The sequence below is a fragment of the Chitinimonas taiwanensis DSM 18899 genome, assembly GCF_900119825.1.
Lineage (GTDB): Bacteria > Pseudomonadota > Gammaproteobacteria > Burkholderiales > Chitinimonadaceae > Chitinimonas > Chitinimonas taiwanensis.
Window position 1 is genome coordinate 295730 of record NZ_FPKR01000002.1, and the last position, 16688, is coordinate 312417.

Sequence of the window (16688 nt, forward strand, 5' to 3'; positions counted from 1 at the left end):
GGTCGGCTTTTTTGTTGGGCGCGCGTTTCAGGCGTCGCGACGCAGCACTTCCACCGCGGTCCAGATCCAGTCTGGCCCTTTCTCCAGCGTATCGGCAATCCGCACCATGAAGGCCTTATCGCGCGCCACCACCTGATAGACGCGACCGGGTGCGTAGTCCGAGGTATGGATCAGCAGGCTGTTCAGACGCTTACCCTCGCCGAGATAGGGGATATAGAGTGCGCTCTTCGGCATGGTCAGGCCTATGGTGTCGATGCCACCATCGAGCGACATCGGCACCGCGCGCTGCTCCTCATCCATCGACTTCAAGCTGGCCGCCACCGGCGTGGTGGTCAGAATCTGCACGCCCGCATACAGCTGCTCGGCATCCATGCGGTTCAGGCGGCGTATCACCGCAATCATCCAGCTGCCCTGCACCTCATTGCGCACCGCCAGTAAAACCCCCAGCCGCACCCAATCGTGGCCATTCAGTGGCAGCACGGCGCCAAAGCCACCCGCCGACTGGTTTTCAATCACCCATTCATCGTGCTCGACCGCCTTGGCCTTGCTGACATAAGCATGGTTGCGCGACTGCATGGCGGCCAGTTTCTGCTTGGTGCGCTCGGTCACATAGCCATACAGCTTCATGTCCATCACTTCGTCGTTATCGGGCGCATGACGGCCGCTCGCGCGCGCCATGGCACGCTCGTCGTCCAGGCGCACCGCGGCGAAGATATTGCTCAAGCCCGAGGCAATCTGCACAAGCTTGCTGACCTGGGTGCGCTCATCGCGGCTATGCTGCTGATGCCGCTCGCGCGACCAGAGGATTTCCAGCTGGCGCATGAAATCGAGGCAGGCTGGCATGCGCGCATCGTCACCCAGGCCCAGGCGAGCCGGGGAGTCGCCGCCTTCCAGCGCGCGCATGGTGCGACCCATTTCGGCCAGCAGCTCTGCCACGCCCCAAAAGCGCAGCATCTCGCCCTCGATGGCGGCATGGATCTTGGCCGGGCCGGTCGGCTCGGCCAGGTTCACGCAGAACTGGTGGATATTGTCACGGTACTTGCGCTCGATCTGCACATGACGCGACCAGCTGGCCAGCCAGCGGTCGGCCCAATCAAACTGGCGCAGACTGAAGTTGCCGTTATTCAGCGTGGCCAGCATCTGGATGCGGATGAACTCATCCGCACAGGAGGTAGGCGTCGCATCCTGGGCCGGATAAAGCGGGAAAGGGTCGGAATCGACATTGCTGATTTCAGCTAGCCGATACAGCTGGTTGGTGGCCGCCCAGAGCTGGGCAGGTGGTGCCTGGAAGCGGAAGAAATGCCACTTCACCTGAATACCGACATAGTGGAGCGCGCGCGCCAGCATCTTCGCGCTGGCCTGGTGGAAGCCGTTCGCCTCCTGTGGGCCAGGCTCCTCCAGCACGACAAAGGGGTGGTAGGCCGCCAGCATATCGCGTGCAAAGCCGATGATATCGCTCCACAGCTTTTCCTCGATGGCCTTGCCGGCACGCGGGTTCTGCACATACTGCTGGCAGACTTGGGCATAGGTGGTCTGAATCTGCTCATCGATCACGAACAGGGCCAGCAGATTGTCCAGCTTGTGATTGGGGCGGCCGGCCACGCTGGCCAACACCGCCCGTACCGCGCTCAGGCGGCCGCCCAGGTCTTCCTGGCCGATTTCCTTCATCCATTGTGTGGCTGAGCGGGCATCGGCCAGCGGATCGGCATCGCGCTTGACCAGCCCGGAAATCGATTCAAACAGTTTCCGCATCAGTTCATCACCATTGTTGCTTCACCCAGCCAGGCCTCCGCCTGCGCTGCATCGTCAAACACCCTGACCTCGCTGTCCACGAATAACCGCGCCAGCCAGGTCGCCCAGGTCATCCACTGGTCTTGTGTCACCACGGCCACGCGACCGAACTGATGGCCATGCTGGCGCGAAAAGCGTATCTCCTCCCAGACCACATCCAGCGTGTAGCTGAGCATCTCGGTCAGATCGAACAAGAGATTCGGCTTGCCGTGGAACTGCACCTCGTACAGCACGTTCTCCTCGAACTCGCGGTAATCCGCCAGCGTGAATTCACCGGCTACCGTCGCGAGCACGCCATGCGCCTTATGCTCAATCGCAATCATCAGCTTTCTCCCGGTGAAGGCATTACGTGGACAAATCTGTGCGGATCTTGGCTCAGCAAACGACAGGCTGTATGCCTGCCGCCGGGTCTGGCCTTGTTTCTTTATACGCAAGCTGCCGGTGCTGCGCCATGCCGTGGCTTAAACAGCGGCTTCAATCAGTACAAATGCCAAGGCTTGCTGACGTTCATCCGACAGCGACAGATGGGCTCGCCCGGCGCCCAGCTGCTGCATATGGGCCAGCACTGCCGCGTCCAGCTGCAGCAGCGGACGACCGGCTGCATCATGGCAGATCTGGATAGAGGCCAAGCTGACCGGTGGCCGGATGCCAGTGCCCAGCGCCTTGGCAAACGCTTCCTTGGCCGCCCAGCGCTTGGCCAGAAAGCGCGCGCTGTTCGCGTCATCGACAAAGCCGGCCAGCTCATCCGGCCCCAACATGCGCGCCAGAAAGCGCCGTCCGTGGCGGGCGTAAGCCTGCTCGATGCGGGCGATGTCGACCAGATCGGTACCGATGCCGAAAATCATAATTTGTGCAGATCACGCAGGATATTGCGGGTATGCAGCGGCGTGTCGCCAAGCAGCTCGGCCAGCATTGTGCGCACCCAGTGCTTGGCCTGCTGGGCCACCAAGCTGTCGGCAAACTCACCGCGCGCCATCGCTAGCACGCTGCTGCCCGCCAAGGGTACGCCCTGCTCGCCCGCCACCTGTTCATCGAGCAACAGGCCGCGTCCGCTCAGGAAACGGTAATGACGCGTGGGCGAGATCGGGCTGCCATGCGCATCCTTGTCCAGCGCCAGACCGTAGCCGAGCTCACGCAGCAAGGTCAGCTCGAAGCGGCGCAGGATAGGCTCCACCTCACCATCCTGGGCCACACTCAGCGCGCGAATGGCCGTTGCATAGGCGGCTTGCAGGGCCGGGTGAGCGTCCTGGCGCGGCAGCAACTTCAGCAGTACCTCGTTCAGGTAGAAGCCACAGATCAGTGGCAGGCCAGCCAGCTGAGCGACACCGCCCTGCCACTCTGCTGCATGCAGAGTCTTCAGCGCACCGCTACCAAACCAGGACAGAGCCAGCGGCTGGAAGGCCAACAGGCTGCCGCGCAAGGCCGAGGTCGGCCGACGCGCACCGCGCGCCACCATGGCTACCCGACCATGTTCGCGGCTGAATACCTCAATGATCAGGCTGGTTTCTTTATAGGGATAACTGTGCAGCAGCCAGCTGTGACTGGCTTCGACACGTTCCTTGCTGCGGGCGAAGGTGGCTGCCATGCGTGGGAAGGAGAAAGAGAAGGCAGGCCCGCTGCAGCTGATGCGGCGGGCCTGAGGGTCGCTTATTCGTAGCCGTACTGGCGGACCAGACGGGTGTCATCGGCCCAACCGCTCTTGACCTTGACGAACACTTCCAGATAGACCTTACCGTCGAACATCTTTTCCATATCGGTACGGGCCTGGGTGGAAATTTCCTTCAGCTTCTCGCCGCCATGACCAATCACGATGGCCTTTTGCGCATCGCGGTCAACCAGAATGGCCGCATAGATGCGGCGCAGATTACCCTCTTCTTCCCAGCGCTCGATTTCCACCGTGGTCGAATAGGGCAATTCATCACCAACCAGACGGAAGATCTTTTCGCGGATCAGCTCCGAGGCGAGGAAGCGCTCGCTGCGGTCGGTAACCTGATCTTCCTCATACATCGGCTCGCCCACCGGCAGCAGTGGCTTGATCGAGTCGACCAGCACATCAACCTTCATGATCTTCTTGGCCGACACCGGCACAATGGCATGGAAGGGGAACTGCTTGGACATGCGCTCGATAAAGGGCAATAACTGGCCTTTGTCCTTGAGCAGATCGGCCTTGTTCAGCACCAGGATCACCGGTCGGTGCTTGGGCAGCAGCTTCATGACCTCGATATCGCGCTCGTCGAACTTGCTCGCCTCGATCACGAACAGCACCACGTCCACATCGGACAAGGTGGTGGTCACGCCACGGTTCATCGCCTCGTTCAGCGCACTCTTGTACTTGGTCTGAAAACCCGGGGTATCGACGAAGATAAACTGCGCATCAGCATCCGTACGGATGCCGGTAATGCGGTGCCGCGTGGTCTGCGCCTTGCGCGAGACAATGCTGATCTTCTGCCCAATCAAGCGATTAAGCAGGGTGGACTTGCCCACATTCGGGCGGCCAACGATGGCGATAAAGCCGGTATGGAATGCAGTGGCGTCGCTCATGGCTTCTTCCCTTTCTTGACTGCCGGCAGCAAGGCCAGCGCGCGGGTAGCCGCGACTTGTTCGGCAGCGCGGCGACTGCCGCCCTCGCCTTCGCACACCAGATCGAGCGCCGCAATGCGGCAAGCGATCACGAAGTGCTGGTCATGTGCTTCACCGTGCTGGCTAACGATCTGGTAATCGGGCAAGGCCAGTCGCTGCGCCTGTAGCCATTCCTGCAAACGGGTCTTGCTGTCCTTGCCATGCGTTTCCGGGTCTATCGTCGCAATGCGCGGGCCGAGCAAGCGGGCCACCGAGCGCTTGGCGGCCTCGAAATCGGCATCCAGACAGATGGCGGCAAACAAGGCTTCCAGCGTATCGGCCAGGATGGACGGGCGCTGGTAACCGCCGCTACGCGCTTCACCATCGCCGAGGCGCAGATAGTCGCTCAGCCCCAGATCGCTGGCCAATTCGGCCAAGGTTTCCTTCTTGACCAAGCTGGCACGCAAACGCGATAGCTCACCCTCGCTACGTTCGGGAAACGCATCAAACAGCAACCAGGCGGTCACCACGTTCAGGATGCTGTCGCCAAGAAACTCTAGCCGCTCATTGTGCGGTATGCCGAAGCTACGGTGTGTCAAGGCCTGGCGCAGCAGGGTAGCATCCTTGAAGCGATGACCAAGCGCGGCTTCCAGCCGATTCAGATCCCCACTCACCTTATTCAGCCGCCGGGCTGCCGCCTTGCTTTTCTTCCAGTTCGAAATTGAACACCAAGCTTGCATTGGCTACCAAGGGCACGATGGCCTCGTAACTGGCACTGATGGTTGTACCAGCCTGATCCTGAATGATGTCCAGATCATCCGCCTTCAGGGACTTGATGTTCTCGATCTCGGCGCGACGGACAAAGGCTTCGCGGATATCGCTCACTGGCGCCCCAGCCTTCTCCTTCACCAGACCCGCCAAGGCCGACTTAATGCCGAAGTACTCGGTATATACCGGGATCAACTTCAAGGTCAGCAGCAGGCCAAAACCCAACACAATGGCCCACAGCAACATATTGATCAGACTCAGACCTGCTTGCTTACGCATTCGATTCCCCATTCTTCGCTGGCTAAAGACCCGGGCGGGTCGATTCGCGCCATTCTAGTGGCTGTGGCGACGGATTTCACCGCCCCAGCCCATTTCAGTTGATCTTGGTACCAATCCGGCTCAGTTCGCCCAGATTCATCCAGATCAGGAAAGCCTTACCGGCCAGATGGTTCTCCGGCACAAAGCCCCAGTAACGGCCGTCATTACTGTTATCACGATTATCGCCCAGCATCATGTACTTACCGGCCGGCACCGTGCAGCTGAAGCCCGTTTCATCGTGCTGGCAGGATTCGCTACGGCCAGGAAAATCCATGACACCCGGCGGTAGCAGCGTGGGGGCTCCCGGCACATTCAGCGTGTCATGCACCTTGCCGTCCAGGGTCTCGCGCATGCGCACAGCCTGGATACCCTCGCCACCACCATCGGCGTAGCGATACTCGGCCACCGGCACGCTATCAACCTTTACGCCATTGATGGTCAGCAGCTTGTTGCGGTACTCGACCTTATCGCCAGGCACACCGATCACACGCTTGATGTAGTTGAGTCGGGTATCCATTGGGTAACGGAATACCACCACGTCGCCTCGCTGTGGCTTGCCCAAGGGCACAACGGTCTCGTTGATAAACGGAATACGCACGCCGTAAGCAAATTTATTGATTAGGATGAAATCACCGACCACCAGGCCAGGGCGCATCGAGCTGGACGGGATCTGCATCGGCTCGACCACAAAGGTCTTGCCCACACCGATGGCGGCCAGCACCAAGGCATTGGAAAAACCGAAGGCTGCCCAGTCCGGCAGCGGCCGCTCATTGCCCTTGGCCTTGTAACCACGCAGCTTAGCGAACAAGGCCAGTACAGCCGCCACCATCATGACCAGGAAGAACAGGTCGCTCGGGTTAGCGAACATCGACAACACGCCCCAACCACCGACCAGGATCAGGAAGTAGCCCCACAGAGCGCTTTCGCTCATCTGTTCGGCATCGAATACCGGCTGCGCCTTACGTCGGGCGCGCCAGATCAGGATGGGACCGATAAACAATGCGGCAAGCGCGAGCAGTGTCCAGTTCATGAGGGCTTTCGTGGGTTGAAAGAAAGTATTCAGATTATTCGGGCTGCCAGTTATCCGTCAGTGCTTTTGCGACCAAGCGCAGATAGCGCGGCATGAAACAAGTAGTCGGCAGCAAATTCAAACGCCGGGTCGCCCCGGCGTAGTCTTACTTGTCGCTAACCTGCAGAATGGCCAGGAAGGCCTCCTGCGGAATCTCGACATTACCCACCTGCTTCATGCGCTTCTTACCGGCCTTCTGCTTTTCCAGCAGCTTGCGCTTACGGGTGATATCGCCACCGTAGCACTTGGCCAGCACATCCTTACGCATGGCCTTCACCGTTTCACGCGCAATGATGTGCGCACCGATGGCGGCTTGGATCGCAATATCGAACATCTGGCGCGGAATCAGTTCCCGCATCTTGCTGACCAGCTCGCGGCCACGGTAGACGCTATTGGCACGATGCACCATCAGGCTCAGCGCGTCGACACGCTCGCCATTCACCAACACATCGAGCTTCACCAGGTCGTCGGCGCGGAATTCCTTGAAGTCATAGTCGAGCGAGGCATAGCCGCGCGATACCGACTTCAGGCGGTCGAAGAAGTCCATCACCACTTCGGCCATGGGCAGCTCATAGGTCAGCATCACCTGGCGGCCCATATACTGCATATTCTTCTGCACACCGCGCTTCAGATTACACAGCGTCATCACCGGGCCGACATAGTCCTGCGGCATCAGGATGGTGGCGGTGATGATGGGCTCGCGGATTTCCTCGATCTTGGCCAGTTCAGGCAGGCGTGAGGGATTCTCGATCTCGATCACCTCGCCGTCCTTCAACAGCAGCTGATAGACCACGGTCGGCGCCGTGGTAATCAGATCCATATTGAATTCGCGCTCAAGGCGCTCCTGCACGATTTCCAGGTGCAAGAGACCCAGGAAACCGCAGCGGAAGCCGAAGCCGAGCGCCTGCGATACCTCGGGCTCGAAATGCAGCGAAGCATCATTAAGCTTGAGCTTCTCGAGCGAATCGCGCAGCGAGTCGTAATCATGCGACTCAACCGGGTACAGACCTGCGAACACCTGTGACTTCACTTCCTTGAAGCCAGGCAGCGGCTGCTCAGCGGCCGGCTTGACCAGGGTAATCGTGTCGCCCACCTTGGCCGAGGCAATTTCCTTGATGCCGGCGATGACGAAACCCACTTCACCCGCCTTGAGCGAATCGCGCTGTAGTGACTTGGGCGTGAACACACCGACTTGTTCACATAGATGCTGGGCCTTGGTGGACATGAACAGGAGCTTGTCCTTGGGCTTGATCTCGCCATCCACCACGCGCACCAGCATGACCACGCCGACATAGTTGTCGAACCAGGAGTCGATGATCAGCGCCTTGAGCGGACCATCCGGATTGCCGCTCGGGGCGGGAATTCGCGCGATCACTGCTTCCAGAATGTCCTGGATACCGATGCCATTCTTGGCCGAGGCATGCACGGCATCGGTGGCCTCAATGCCGACAATGTCTTCAATCTCTTCGATCACCCGTTCCGGCTCAGCAGCCGGCAGGTCAATCTTGTTCAGCACCGCCACCACTTCCACACCCTGCTCGATGGCGGTGTAGCAGTTGGCCACGGTCTGCGCTTCTACGCCCTGCGAGGCATCAACCACCAGCAGCGCGCCCTCGCAGGCAGCCAGCGAACGGCTCACTTCATAGCTGAAGTCCACATGACCTGGGGTGTCGATCAGGTTCAGGTTGTAGATCTGGCCATCGCGCGCCTTGTAATGCAGCGCAGCGGTCTGGGCCTTGATGGTGATGCCACGCTCCTTCTCGATATCCATCGAATCAAGGACTTGCTCACTCATTTCGCGCAACTCCAGGCCGCCGCAGTATTGAATGAAGCGGTCGGCCAGCGTGGATTTGCCGTGGTCGATATGGGCGATGATCGAGAAATTACGGATGTGGTTCATAAACTTCTGTGGGTACTTTTCCGGCTGACAGCTGCCGGAAACCGGCATGAAAAATGGGCACGTTGTGGCGTGCCCACGTAGATTTGCGGCGATTTTACCGGAATCGGGCCCGCTTGGCTGCTAGATCAGCCAAGCGACCGACGGACGAGGTAAGCCTCCAGCTTGTGGCGATCAAGGTGATAGAAGCAGATCACCTCATCCTGATCACCCGTCAGCACCGGGACCATCTCGTGGTAGCGCGCCTCGATCTCATCGTCATCGTCGATATCGAACCAGACGATGTCCAGATTCAGCTCAGGCGCCAGCAGACGCAGCTCTTCGCGCATCTGCTGGCACAGACTGCAATACTCACGACCAAACAGGGTCAGCAGCACCCGCTCTGTCATTCCTCGCCCTTGCTCGGCAGTTTCAGACTGACAAACAGCGCAGCCTCACCGCGACGCAGACGCAGCGGCAGCGAACTACCGGGCTTGGCCTTGGCAATCGTCTGTTCAAGCTGGGCGAAGCTGCTGAGCTCCTCGCCGCCCAGACCGACGATCACATCGCCAGGCTGCACGCCAGCACGGGCGGCCGGGCCTTCCACATTGGTCACCTGCAGACCGAATTTGATGCCTAGCTCCTTGGCCGCACGTGGATTGAGCTCGCGCACAGTCAGGCCGGACTTGTTCAAGGACTCGGCGGCGCCACGATCGCGCTTCAGTTCGCGCTGAGCCGAGCGGCCATCCGCCAGCTGGTCGAGCTCGCCCACGGTCACCTTCAGGGTCTTGGCCGAGCGATCACGCCAGATCTCTACCGGCACCGCACTGCCTGGCTTGGTTTCACCGACGATGCGCGGCAGATCGGACGACTGCTCGACCTCGCGGCCATTGAACTTGAGGATCACATCACCAGCCTTGAAGCCGGCCTTGGCAGCCGGGCCTTCGGGTTCGACATTGCTGACCAGTGCACCCTTGGCGCTCTTCAGGCCAAAGTCGGCAGCCAGCTCATCACTGAGCCCTTGGATGCCCACGCCGATGCGGCCACGGGTCACCTTGCCACCCGATTTCAGCTGCGCGACGATCTTCATTGCCTCGTCGATGGGAATGGCGAAAGACAGACCCATATAGCCGCCCGACTGGCTGAATATCTGCGAGTTGATGCCCACCACCTCGCCGCGCACATTGAACAACGGGCCACCCGAGTTGCCCGGATTTACCGCGGCATCGGTCTGGATAAAGGGCACGAAATTCTCGTCGGGCAGATTACGCCCCTTGGCGCTGACGATACCTGCGGTCACGGTGTTTTCCAGGCCAAACGGTGAGCCAATCGCCACCACCCATTCACCGACACGCAGCTTCTCGCTGGAGCCCAGATCCACCACCGGCAGATTCTTGGCGTCGATCTTCAACACCGCCACATCGGTGCGCGCATCCGAGCCCACCACCTTGGCCTTAAACTCGCGCTTGTCCCCCAGCTTGACAGTGATCTCATCCGCATCCGCCACCACATGGGCATTGGTCAGCACATAGCCATCGGCCTCCACGATGAAGCCCGAACCAAGCGACTGGGCGCGCTCTTCGCGCGGCTGCGGACGCTGACCCTGGGGCGGAATGGGGAAACCAAAGCGACGGAAGAATTCGAACGGATCGTCACCGCCCAGGCCAGGAATCTGCTGATTGCCGGCATTACGACGAATCTGCGCGGTGCTGATATTCACCACGGCCTTGCCCTCGCGCTCCACCAGCGCAGTAAAGTCAGGCAGGCCGGTCACCAGAGGGGCGCTGGCCGCAACGGCAGGCGCAGCGGCAGCCACTACCGGCTGGGATGCGGCACCCACATTGGCCGCTTCGGTGCAGGCAATCAGACCACAGGCAATCAATGCGGCGGTCAACAGGCTGTTCTTCATGATGCTTAGATCCCTTTTCTATGTTGACGAGCAAGCTTTACATGGCTTGAAGCCTTCGCGGTCAAGCCAGTGCAATCGGGAGATTCGAGCCGGGCTGGCGCGTGGAGTTCCAAGGCCAGCACGTGGACGCGACGAAGATGGGGATAGTGGGCGCGAACTGCAATAGCCACAGACGGAATGCGTGGTAGACGAGCTAGCGCGGCGAATAGGCCTGGGTGAACAGCTGCACAGTGCGCAGCGGCACTTCGCCCAGAGCGGTGATACGCCAGCCATCGATCTGGCGCGAGTAGAAGTTCAGCGTACCCTGGGTTAGCGGCAAGCTGACAGGGCCATTGCTGGCCGGTTCGATAAACACCGATACCGTCGCCATGCCATCGCTGTACAAATAATGCGCCACCGGAAGCGCTTTGCCAGGCATCTGACTGGTCGCTTCCTTCACCAGGCGGAAGCCACCCGGCAGGTTCTCGGCCACGAACTGCACCTCGGTCGCGGCTGGACTCGGCGTTTGCGGCTTGGCGGCAACCGCAGGCGCCGGGGGCGGTACCTTACCGGCCAGCGTGGGCTTGAGCAGCTGTTTATTGATCGGCCCGCCGATTTCCAGCTGGGTGAAGGCGAACTGCTCGAGAGGCTCACGCCGCCCCGTCGTGTACATGGTGGACTTGAGCAACAGGCCGGAATTGGGTTCCACACACAGCTTGTGCGGATGGCGCAGCTTATCGCGCGGCTCCATCAGAATGGACTGGCATTCGTGCCCTGCCACGCGCTCGGTGTCGAGGCGCTTGAAGGCGTAGTTGCTGAGCACATCAGCGGCCTGGTCGGGCATGACGCCGGGGAAGAATTTGTTGGCCGCACGCCGGTCGAGCAAGAAGGGTCTCGCCTCAGCCGAGTAGCAGACGATCTGGTCATTGGTGCGGACGAACTCGCGTCTCACGCCGTCCAGTGACTCGCGGCGCTCCTGCTCGCCGCTGGCATCAAAGGCATGCACGAGCCGGAAGGTCTCCATCACATCAGCATGCTGATACACATACACACCACTGTAATTGAGCGAGCGAGCTGCCGTACCCATCTTGCGCAGCAGGCTAACCGACTCGGACGCCGTCAGCAGTTCAGCCGCCGAGGCGGACAGCGCAAACAGCAGCAGACCGCAAATTCCCAAGCGCAGCTTCATAGCATGAGGAGTAGGCAAGATACGCAGGGACGCCGAATCAACGCGGTGCGACCGCACGTTCAGCTTCGGCACCGGTCAGGATGACTGGGCGGTGGCTGAAACCCGGATTGCCCACCATAGCCTGGTGCGCCTGCAGGTAGGGATTGAGGGCATCCACATTCTGCGCGGCGCGCGGTGCCGGCTGATTGGCCGCCACCTGCAGTTCAGCCGCAGGCAGGCTGCCGCCTTGGGCACGTCCGACATACCAGGCTGTTGCACTGACCAAGGCCACCGAGGCCGCCATCGACAGCGCCACCCATTGCTTGCGCGGGGCGGCCGGGCGTCGGCGCAGAGCACTCGGTGCCAGCACCACCGGCTCGGCTTCCAGCCGGGCGGAAAACTTGGCCAGGAAGCAGTCGGATACCACGGGCTGCTGGCGCATTGCATCGGAGATCAGGTGATAGTCATGCCACGCTTGCGCGCAGGACTCATCCTGATCAATCGAGGCGATCAGCTTTTCCAGCTCGTGGTCATCCCACTCGCCATCCACCATTGCAGAGAGCTTTTCCTGCATGTTCAACACCCATCTACCCTGTTTGTTTACCAACGCCGGTCTTTGCCAGCTGATTCGATAAGCGGCTTCAACTGTACCGCAATGGCTTCACGCGCGCGGAAAATCCGCGAACGCACGGTGCCAATCGGGCAGTTCATCACTGCCGCGATGTCTTCGTACGACAAACCTTCCATCTCGCGCAAGGTAATCGCGGTGCGCAATTCTTCCGGCAAGGCCTCCACCGCCTGATTGACGGTATCGACAATCTGGCGATTCATCATCTCGGTTTCCGGCGTATTCATATCCGGCAACTGGGCAGCGGTATCGAGCGTCTCACCGTCCTCGTCCTCGTACTCGGTCGACAGCACCGGACGACGGCCAAGCGAAGCGAGGTAGTTCTTGGCGGTGTTGATGGCAATGCGATACAGCCAGGTGTAGAACGCGCTTTCGCCGCGAAAGGAGGGCAAAGCGCGATAGGCCTTGATAAAGGCCTCCTGCGAGACGTCTTCGATCTCGGCTTGATCGCGGATCATGCGGCTGAGCAGCCGTGCGATCTTGCGATGATATTTGGCGACCAGCAGCTCGAAAGCCTTCTTGTCACCGCGCTGAACGCGCAGTACCAATTCGTGGTCGATGTCCCGCTCGCTCGACATGGTCGATGTTTTCCCCTCGCTCAGCGCACTACCAGCTTGCGCTTGCGGCGCTGCAATCGGGTCAACATGCCTGCTGGCCGGCGCTTTTTCAAGCACTGGCGCTGTTTTGCGTGCAGTTTTGGGCTCGGCGTCCCATACGTCGAGCAGATTCGTGGGCCGGAGTGTAATGGTGTCCATATTCTGTAAGGCCTTTACGCAGTGTCCTCCCTTGCGGGCACAACAACTTGACTGCGGCAGCTGCAGAAAAGTTCCGGAGGCAGGCAAAGCTCGCTCAGGGCACGCTTTGGTATAGTGGGCGCACTTCAACCCTCGCGAACATCATGCAACGTTACGATGTATTGATCCTGGGCAGCGGCCTGGCTGGCATGACCCTGGCCTTGCAGCTGGCCGACACGCACAAGGTCGCCCTGGTGACCAAGCGCCAGCTCACCGATGGCGCAAGCCAGTGGGCGCAGGGCGGCATCGCCGCCGTGCTCGACCAGACCGACAGCATTGCCGAACACGTCGAAGACACGCTGATTGCCGGCGCCGGTCTGTGCGACCCTGCCGCCACCGAATGTATCCTCAGCCATGCGCGCGAGGCGATCGAGTGGCTGATACGCCTGGGCGTGCCTTTCACGCCCGATGCCGCGCATGAAACCGGCTTCCATCTGACTCGCGAGGGCGGGCACTCGCATCGGCGCATCATCCACGCCGCCGATGCGACCGGCGCGGCCGTGGTGGCGACCCTGGCGGCCAAGGTGCTGACCCACCCGAATATCAAGGTGCTGGAAAACCATATTGGTCTGGATCTGATCCTAGGCAAGAAACTTGGCCAGCCCGAGGCGGGCTGCCTGGGGGCCTATGTGCTGGACCGCCATGCTGACAAGGTTGAAACCCTGCTGGCCGACCAGACCGTGCTCGCCACCGGCGGTGCGGGCAAGGTCTATCTGTACACCACCAACCCGGACACCGCCACCGGCGACGGCATTGCCATGGGCTGGCGCGCCGGCTGCCGGGTGGCGAATATGGAATTCATCCAGTTCCACCCGACCTGCTTGTACCACCCACATGCGATGAGCTTCCTGATCTCGGAAGCGGTGCGCGGCGAGGGCGGCTTGCTCAAACTGCCGGATGGCACGCGCTTTATGCCCGCCCACGATGCGCGTGCCGAGCTCGCGCCGCGGGATATCGTCGCACGCACCATCGACTTCGAGATGAAGAAGCATGGTCTCGATTGCGTGCACCTGGATATCAGCCATCAGCCGGCCGACTTCATTCGCGAGCATTTTCCGAATATCCACCAGCGCTGCCTGGAGCTGGGCATCGACATCACCCGTCAGCCTATCCCGGTCGTGCCGGCCGCCCACTACACCTGCGGCGGCCTGGTCACCGATCTGCAGGGGCGCACCGATGTGGCGAATCTGTATGCGATAGGGGAAACCGCATGCACCGGCTTGCATGGCGCGAACCGGCTGGCCAGCAACTCACTGCTGGAGGCGCTGGTGCTCGGCCGTGCGGCAGCCAGCACGATTGCCGCCGCGCCCAAGGCGCAGCGACTGGCCGTGCCGGCTTGGGATGAGAGCCGGGTCAGCGATGCGGATGAGGCGGTGGTGATTGCGCACAACTGGGATGAGCTGCGCCGCTTCATGTGGGACTACGTGGGCATCGTACGCACCGACAAACGCCTGGAGCGCGCCGCGCATCGCATCGCCCTGCTGCGTAGCGAAATCGACGAGTACTACAGCCACTTCCGCGTCAGCAACGACCTGATCGAGCTGCGCAATCTGGTCGACACCGCCGATCTGATCGTGCGCTCGGCCCTGCTGCGCAAGGAGAGCCGTGGCCTGCACTACAGCCGCGACTATCCGGATACGGCTGCGGTCGCCACGCCCACCATCCTGCCCGCGCGTCAGGGCAGCTAGTCGGAAGGGGCCGGCTCAGCTGGCCCCGCCCTGCCCTGCAGACCGCTCATCGCGAACACCCCAGCGCAGCCAGACACGCAAACGGCGCAACTCATCGGCCGCTGCACTATCAGGCCAGAGCATCAGGCGCAGCTGGCGGCCATCATCCAGACGCAGCGGCAGACGAATCAGGTAGCGGCTGCAGTAGACCCCATCCGCCAGCTGGGCGAGCTCTTCCACACCGGATGGCCACACGATCATCCAGCCGCCATCCGGCAGAAGCCGCAGCAATTCGGGTACTGGCTGCGCTTGTACGCGTCGATGCCAATATGCGGCCAGCAACAGGGCTAGGCTCAGTCCAAGGCTGCCCCACCAGGGCAGATTGGCCAGCCAGAGTGACGGCAGGATCAGCGCGTACAAAGCCAGCAGCCCCTTGCAGACTAGGCGAGACGGGCGCAGCGATAGGCGTAGCGGGGGGGCGCTATGTGCAGGCATAGAACAAAGGGCAGCCTGGGCTGCCCTTTTTGCTTACTCGACCTGGATGCTGCCGGCCACACCCACCGTGACCTGGCTCTGCCCGGCTTCCATCGGTGGGGCAGCCACATCCATCGCCTCGGCACGGGCAAAGCCGGCCTTGGCGCGCATGATAGGCGGCGGGGCATAGCCACCCTGGGTATTCACACTTAGATTCACCAGCTTATAGCCCTTGCCGCCCACGCTTTGCTTGACCACTTCAGCACGGCTGCGGAAGGCTCGGACCGCCTCGTCGATCAACTCGGTCTCCGCCTTTTCCATCGTGGCGGGCGACACGCCAAAGCTCATCCCACCCAGCTGCATAGTACTTTGCAGCTTGCCGACTAGCTCGGCCAGCGCTTTGAAATCGGTGCTTTCTAGGCGCACTTCGGCCCGACCGCGCCAGCCTTCCGCCTTATTGTTCTTGCCATACAAGGGGTAGACGCTATTGCCGCCATTGGCCGCCTTCACCGTCGGGTAGGCCTTGGCGGCCTTCAGTCCATCACTCAGCGCACGGTTGAGCTTATCGGACAGCTGAGCGGCATTCGCATCGCTGAACTCGACATACAGCGAAGCCTGGGCCAGATCATTCGGCACCTCGCGGCGCGCTTCCGCCTGCAGGCTAACCACATTGAACAGCACAGCTTCGCTGGCAAATGCACTACTGGCCAACAAGGCCAAGGCGGTCAGGCGAGCTAATTTTTTCATCAGGTATTCCTCTTCCGTTGAGATGGGGCCAGTCTAGTGCGCCGGCCTGAATCGAGCCTGAACTTGTCCAGGCTTAGTGCAAGCCGTGATCGGCTGGGCTATTGCGGATGTCCTGGTCCACGCTGTCCATCAGCACGGTGTGGATCTCCACATCGAACCATTCCCAGAAGGTCTTCAGATTGCGCGACTTGGGCCAGAGCTTCTCTTCCTGGCTCCAGGAGGCCAGTTCCATTTCGAAGACCTTGTCGGCCATATCGTCGATATAGGCAATCCCATCTTCTTGCTCATTGACCTCGGGAATCATCAGCACGGTGCAATCGCTGCGCACATCTTCCAGCGTCAGCGTCACCTCGGTGTCCGGCAGGGCATTCAGCCAATCGAGAAACGGCTTCTTCGGCTTGATCACAGCGATCGAGCGGTCAACAAAATACATGGGGTTCTCCAGAATAAGGCTGGCTCAGCATAGCATGCACATTGCGCCACGCTATGAAGCGCCCAGGCCATCGCATAGAATCGCTAACAAGCATATCAACTAGGGCTGAGCATGTTCGACCAACGCACTTCAGGGCGCCGACTGGTCCGCTGGAAAGCGGCCGTGATCCCGCTGAATGAGCCAGACCGGGTGATTCAGGGCCAGGCAACCGAGGTGGCGCAGAAGGGGATTTCGCTGTTCTGCAAGGAGCAGCTGTTTCCACACATCACCTACAAGATCATTCTGCAGATCCCGGATGCGATGCATATCAGCGTGTCCTACGTCGATGTACAGGGCAAGCCTATCTACTCTTCCCTAGTCGGTTCAATGGGTGAATTCCGCACCGGCATGCGCATCACCGATCCGAGCAATGAATACCGTACCAAGATCGACCAACTGCTGCGCGGCATAGGCTGATTGCCAGCCACGGCTTGGCGTGGCTGGCCAAACCAAGCCGATTGAAGCAAAA

The 16688-nt window shown here is 60.7% G+C and carries 19 protein-coding genes; 2 read left to right on the top strand and 17 right to left on the bottom strand.

The features are described 5' to 3' along the window. Positions 1–27: 27 nt before the first annotated feature. From BT173_RS03230 to rpoE, 14 genes are all read right to left on the bottom strand, one after another. Positions 28–1752, bottom strand: a complete 1725-nt coding sequence (locus BT173_RS03230) for a cyclic-di-GMP receptor FimW-related protein (RefSeq protein ID WP_072427182.1) — start codon at positions 1750–1752, stop codon at positions 28–30. Next, positions 1752–2114 (bottom strand): SpoIIAA family protein, encoded by a 363-nt coding sequence (locus tag BT173_RS03235; protein WP_072427183.1) that lies wholly within the window; start codon positions 2112–2114, stop codon positions 1752–1754. The genes BT173_RS03230 and BT173_RS03235 overlap by 1 nt, the downstream gene beginning before the upstream one ends. A 138-nt stretch (positions 2115–2252) precedes the next feature. Then, positions 2253–2636, bottom strand: a complete 384-nt coding sequence (gene acpS, locus BT173_RS03240) for a holo-ACP synthase (protein ID WP_072427184.1) — start codon at positions 2634–2636, stop codon at positions 2253–2255. After that, a complete protein-coding gene (gene recO, locus BT173_RS03245) occupies positions 2633–3376 on the bottom strand; it encodes a DNA repair protein RecO (protein WP_072427185.1) in 744 nt (247 codons plus the stop codon). Before recO ends, acpS begins: the two co-directional genes overlap by 4 nt. A 62-nt stretch (positions 3377–3438) precedes the next feature. Continuing rightward, positions 3439–4332 (bottom strand): GTPase Era, encoded by an 894-nt coding sequence (era, locus tag BT173_RS03250; RefSeq protein ID WP_072427186.1) that lies wholly within the window; start codon positions 4330–4332, stop codon positions 3439–3441. Continuing rightward, positions 4329–5033 (bottom strand): ribonuclease III, encoded by a 705-nt coding sequence (gene rnc, locus BT173_RS03255; protein WP_072427280.1) that lies wholly within the window; start codon positions 5031–5033, stop codon positions 4329–4331. Before rnc ends, era begins: the two co-directional genes overlap by 4 nt. Continuing rightward, on the bottom strand, positions 5026–5397 hold the full coding sequence (locus BT173_RS03260; protein ID WP_175545540.1) for a DUF4845 domain-containing protein: 372 nt from the start codon (positions 5395–5397) through the stop codon (positions 5026–5028). The genes rnc and BT173_RS03260 overlap by 8 nt, the downstream gene beginning before the upstream one ends. Before the next feature lie 94 nt (positions 5398–5491). Continuing rightward, positions 5492–6466: a signal peptidase I gene (gene lepB, locus BT173_RS03265; RefSeq protein WP_072427188.1), complete on the bottom strand. Its 975-nt coding sequence runs from the start codon at positions 6464–6466 to the stop codon at positions 5492–5494. 145 nt (positions 6467–6611) lie between these two features. Next, positions 6612–8405, bottom strand: a complete 1794-nt coding sequence (gene lepA / locus BT173_RS03270; RefSeq protein ID WP_072427189.1) for a translation elongation factor 4 — start codon at positions 8403–8405, stop codon at positions 6612–6614. Positions 8406–8530: 125 nt separating this feature from the next. Continuing rightward, positions 8531–8791, bottom strand: a complete 261-nt coding sequence (locus BT173_RS03275; protein WP_072427190.1) for a glutaredoxin family protein — start codon at positions 8789–8791, stop codon at positions 8531–8533. Then, positions 8788–10290: a DegQ family serine endoprotease gene (locus BT173_RS03280; protein ID WP_084658105.1), complete on the bottom strand. Its 1503-nt coding sequence runs from the start codon at positions 10288–10290 to the stop codon at positions 8788–8790. Before BT173_RS03280 ends, BT173_RS03275 begins: the two co-directional genes overlap by 4 nt. Positions 10291–10483: 193 nt before the next feature. Beyond that, the gene (locus BT173_RS03285) at positions 10484–11446 is read right to left on the bottom strand and encodes a MucB/RseB C-terminal domain-containing protein (protein ID WP_175545541.1); all 963 of its coding nucleotides are present in this window, start codon (positions 11444–11446) and stop codon (positions 10484–10486) included. 49 nt (positions 11447–11495) lie between these two features. Beyond that, complete coding sequence (locus BT173_RS03290) at positions 11496–12011, bottom strand: sigma-E factor negative regulatory protein (protein WP_084658107.1); 516 nt, start codon at positions 12009–12011, stop codon at positions 11496–11498. Between the two features lie 26 nt (positions 12012–12037). Further along, the gene (gene rpoE, locus BT173_RS03295) at positions 12038–12643 is read right to left on the bottom strand and encodes an RNA polymerase sigma factor RpoE (RefSeq protein WP_072427193.1); all 606 of its coding nucleotides are present in this window, start codon (positions 12641–12643) and stop codon (positions 12038–12040) included. A 320-nt stretch (positions 12644–12963) separates the two neighbouring features. Here rpoE and nadB point away from each other — a divergent pair, with 320 nt between their 5' ends. After that, on the top strand, positions 12964–14547 hold the full coding sequence (nadB, locus tag BT173_RS03300) for an L-aspartate oxidase (protein ID WP_072427194.1): 1584 nt from the start codon (positions 12964–12966) through the stop codon (positions 14545–14547). A gap of 15 nt (positions 14548–14562) precedes the next feature. On the opposite strand, the gene BT173_RS03305 is transcribed toward nadB, so the two are convergent. From BT173_RS03305 to BT173_RS03315, 3 genes are all read right to left on the bottom strand, one after another. Beyond that, a complete protein-coding gene (locus BT173_RS03305; RefSeq protein ID WP_072427195.1) occupies positions 14563–15021 on the bottom strand; it encodes a protein YgfX in 459 nt (152 codons plus the stop codon). Positions 15022–15054: 33 nt separating this feature from the next. Then, positions 15055–15747: an SIMPL domain-containing protein gene (locus BT173_RS03310; RefSeq protein ID WP_072427196.1), complete on the bottom strand. Its 693-nt coding sequence runs from the start codon at positions 15745–15747 to the stop codon at positions 15055–15057. Positions 15748–15820: 73 nt separating this feature from the next. Next, on the bottom strand, positions 15821–16180 hold the full coding sequence (locus BT173_RS03315) for a hypothetical protein (protein WP_072427197.1): 360 nt from the start codon (positions 16178–16180) through the stop codon (positions 15821–15823). Between the two features lie 162 nt (positions 16181–16342). Here BT173_RS03315 and BT173_RS03320 point away from each other — a divergent pair, with 162 nt between their 5' ends. Then, positions 16343–16636 carry a hypothetical protein gene (locus tag BT173_RS03320; protein ID WP_072427198.1) on the top strand — a complete coding sequence of 98 codons (294 nt, stop codon included), beginning with the start codon at positions 16343–16345 and terminating at the stop codon, positions 16634–16636. The last annotated feature ends 52 nt before the right edge of the window (positions 16637–16688 follow it).

Coding starts and splice junctions, on each gene's coding strand:
- BT173_RS03230 (WP_072427182.1), bottom strand. CDS start 1,752: ATGCGGAAACTGTTTGAATCGATTTCCGGGCTGGTCAAGCGCGATGCC.
- BT173_RS03235 (WP_072427183.1), bottom strand. CDS start 2,114: ATGATTGCGATTGAGCATAAGGCGCATGGCGTGCTCGCGACGGTAGCC.
- acpS (WP_072427184.1), bottom strand. CDS start 2,636: ATGATTTTCGGCATCGGTACCGATCTGGTCGACATCGCCCGCATCGAG.
- recO (WP_072427185.1), bottom strand. CDS start 3,376: ATGGCAGCCACCTTCGCCCGCAGCAAGGAACGTGTCGAAGCCAGTCAC.
- era (WP_072427186.1), bottom strand. CDS start 4,332: ATGAGCGACGCCACTGCATTCCATACCGGCTTTATCGCCATCGTTGGC.
- BT173_RS03260 (WP_175545540.1), bottom strand. CDS start 5,397: ATGCGTAAGCAAGCAGGTCTGAGTCTGATCAATATGTTGCTGTGGGCC.
- lepB (WP_072427188.1), bottom strand. CDS start 6,466: ATGAACTGGACACTGCTCGCGCTTGCCGCATTGTTTATCGGTCCCATC.
- lepA (WP_072427189.1), bottom strand. CDS start 8,405: ATGAACCACATCCGTAATTTCTCGATCATCGCCCATATCGACCACGGC.
- BT173_RS03275 (WP_072427190.1), bottom strand. CDS start 8,791: ATGACAGAGCGGGTGCTGCTGACCCTGTTTGGTCGTGAGTATTGCAGT.
- BT173_RS03280 (WP_084658105.1), bottom strand. CDS start 10,290: ATGAAGAACAGCCTGTTGACCGCCGCATTGATTGCCTGTGGTCTGATT.
- BT173_RS03290 (WP_084658107.1), bottom strand. CDS start 12,011: ATGCAGGAAAAGCTCTCTGCAATGGTGGATGGCGAGTGGGATGACCAC.
- rpoE (WP_072427193.1), bottom strand. CDS start 12,643: ATGTCGAGCGAGCGGGACATCGACCACGAATTGGTACTGCGCGTTCAG.
- nadB (WP_072427194.1), top strand. CDS start 12,964: ATGCAACGTTACGATGTATTGATCCTGGGCAGCGGCCTGGCTGGCATG.
- BT173_RS03305 (WP_072427195.1), bottom strand. CDS start 15,021: ATGCCTGCACATAGCGCCCCCCCGCTACGCCTATCGCTGCGCCCGTCT.
- BT173_RS03310 (WP_072427196.1), bottom strand. CDS start 15,747: ATGAAAAAATTAGCTCGCCTGACCGCCTTGGCCTTGTTGGCCAGTAGT.
- BT173_RS03315 (WP_072427197.1), bottom strand. CDS start 16,180: ATGTATTTTGTTGACCGCTCGATCGCTGTGATCAAGCCGAAGAAGCCG.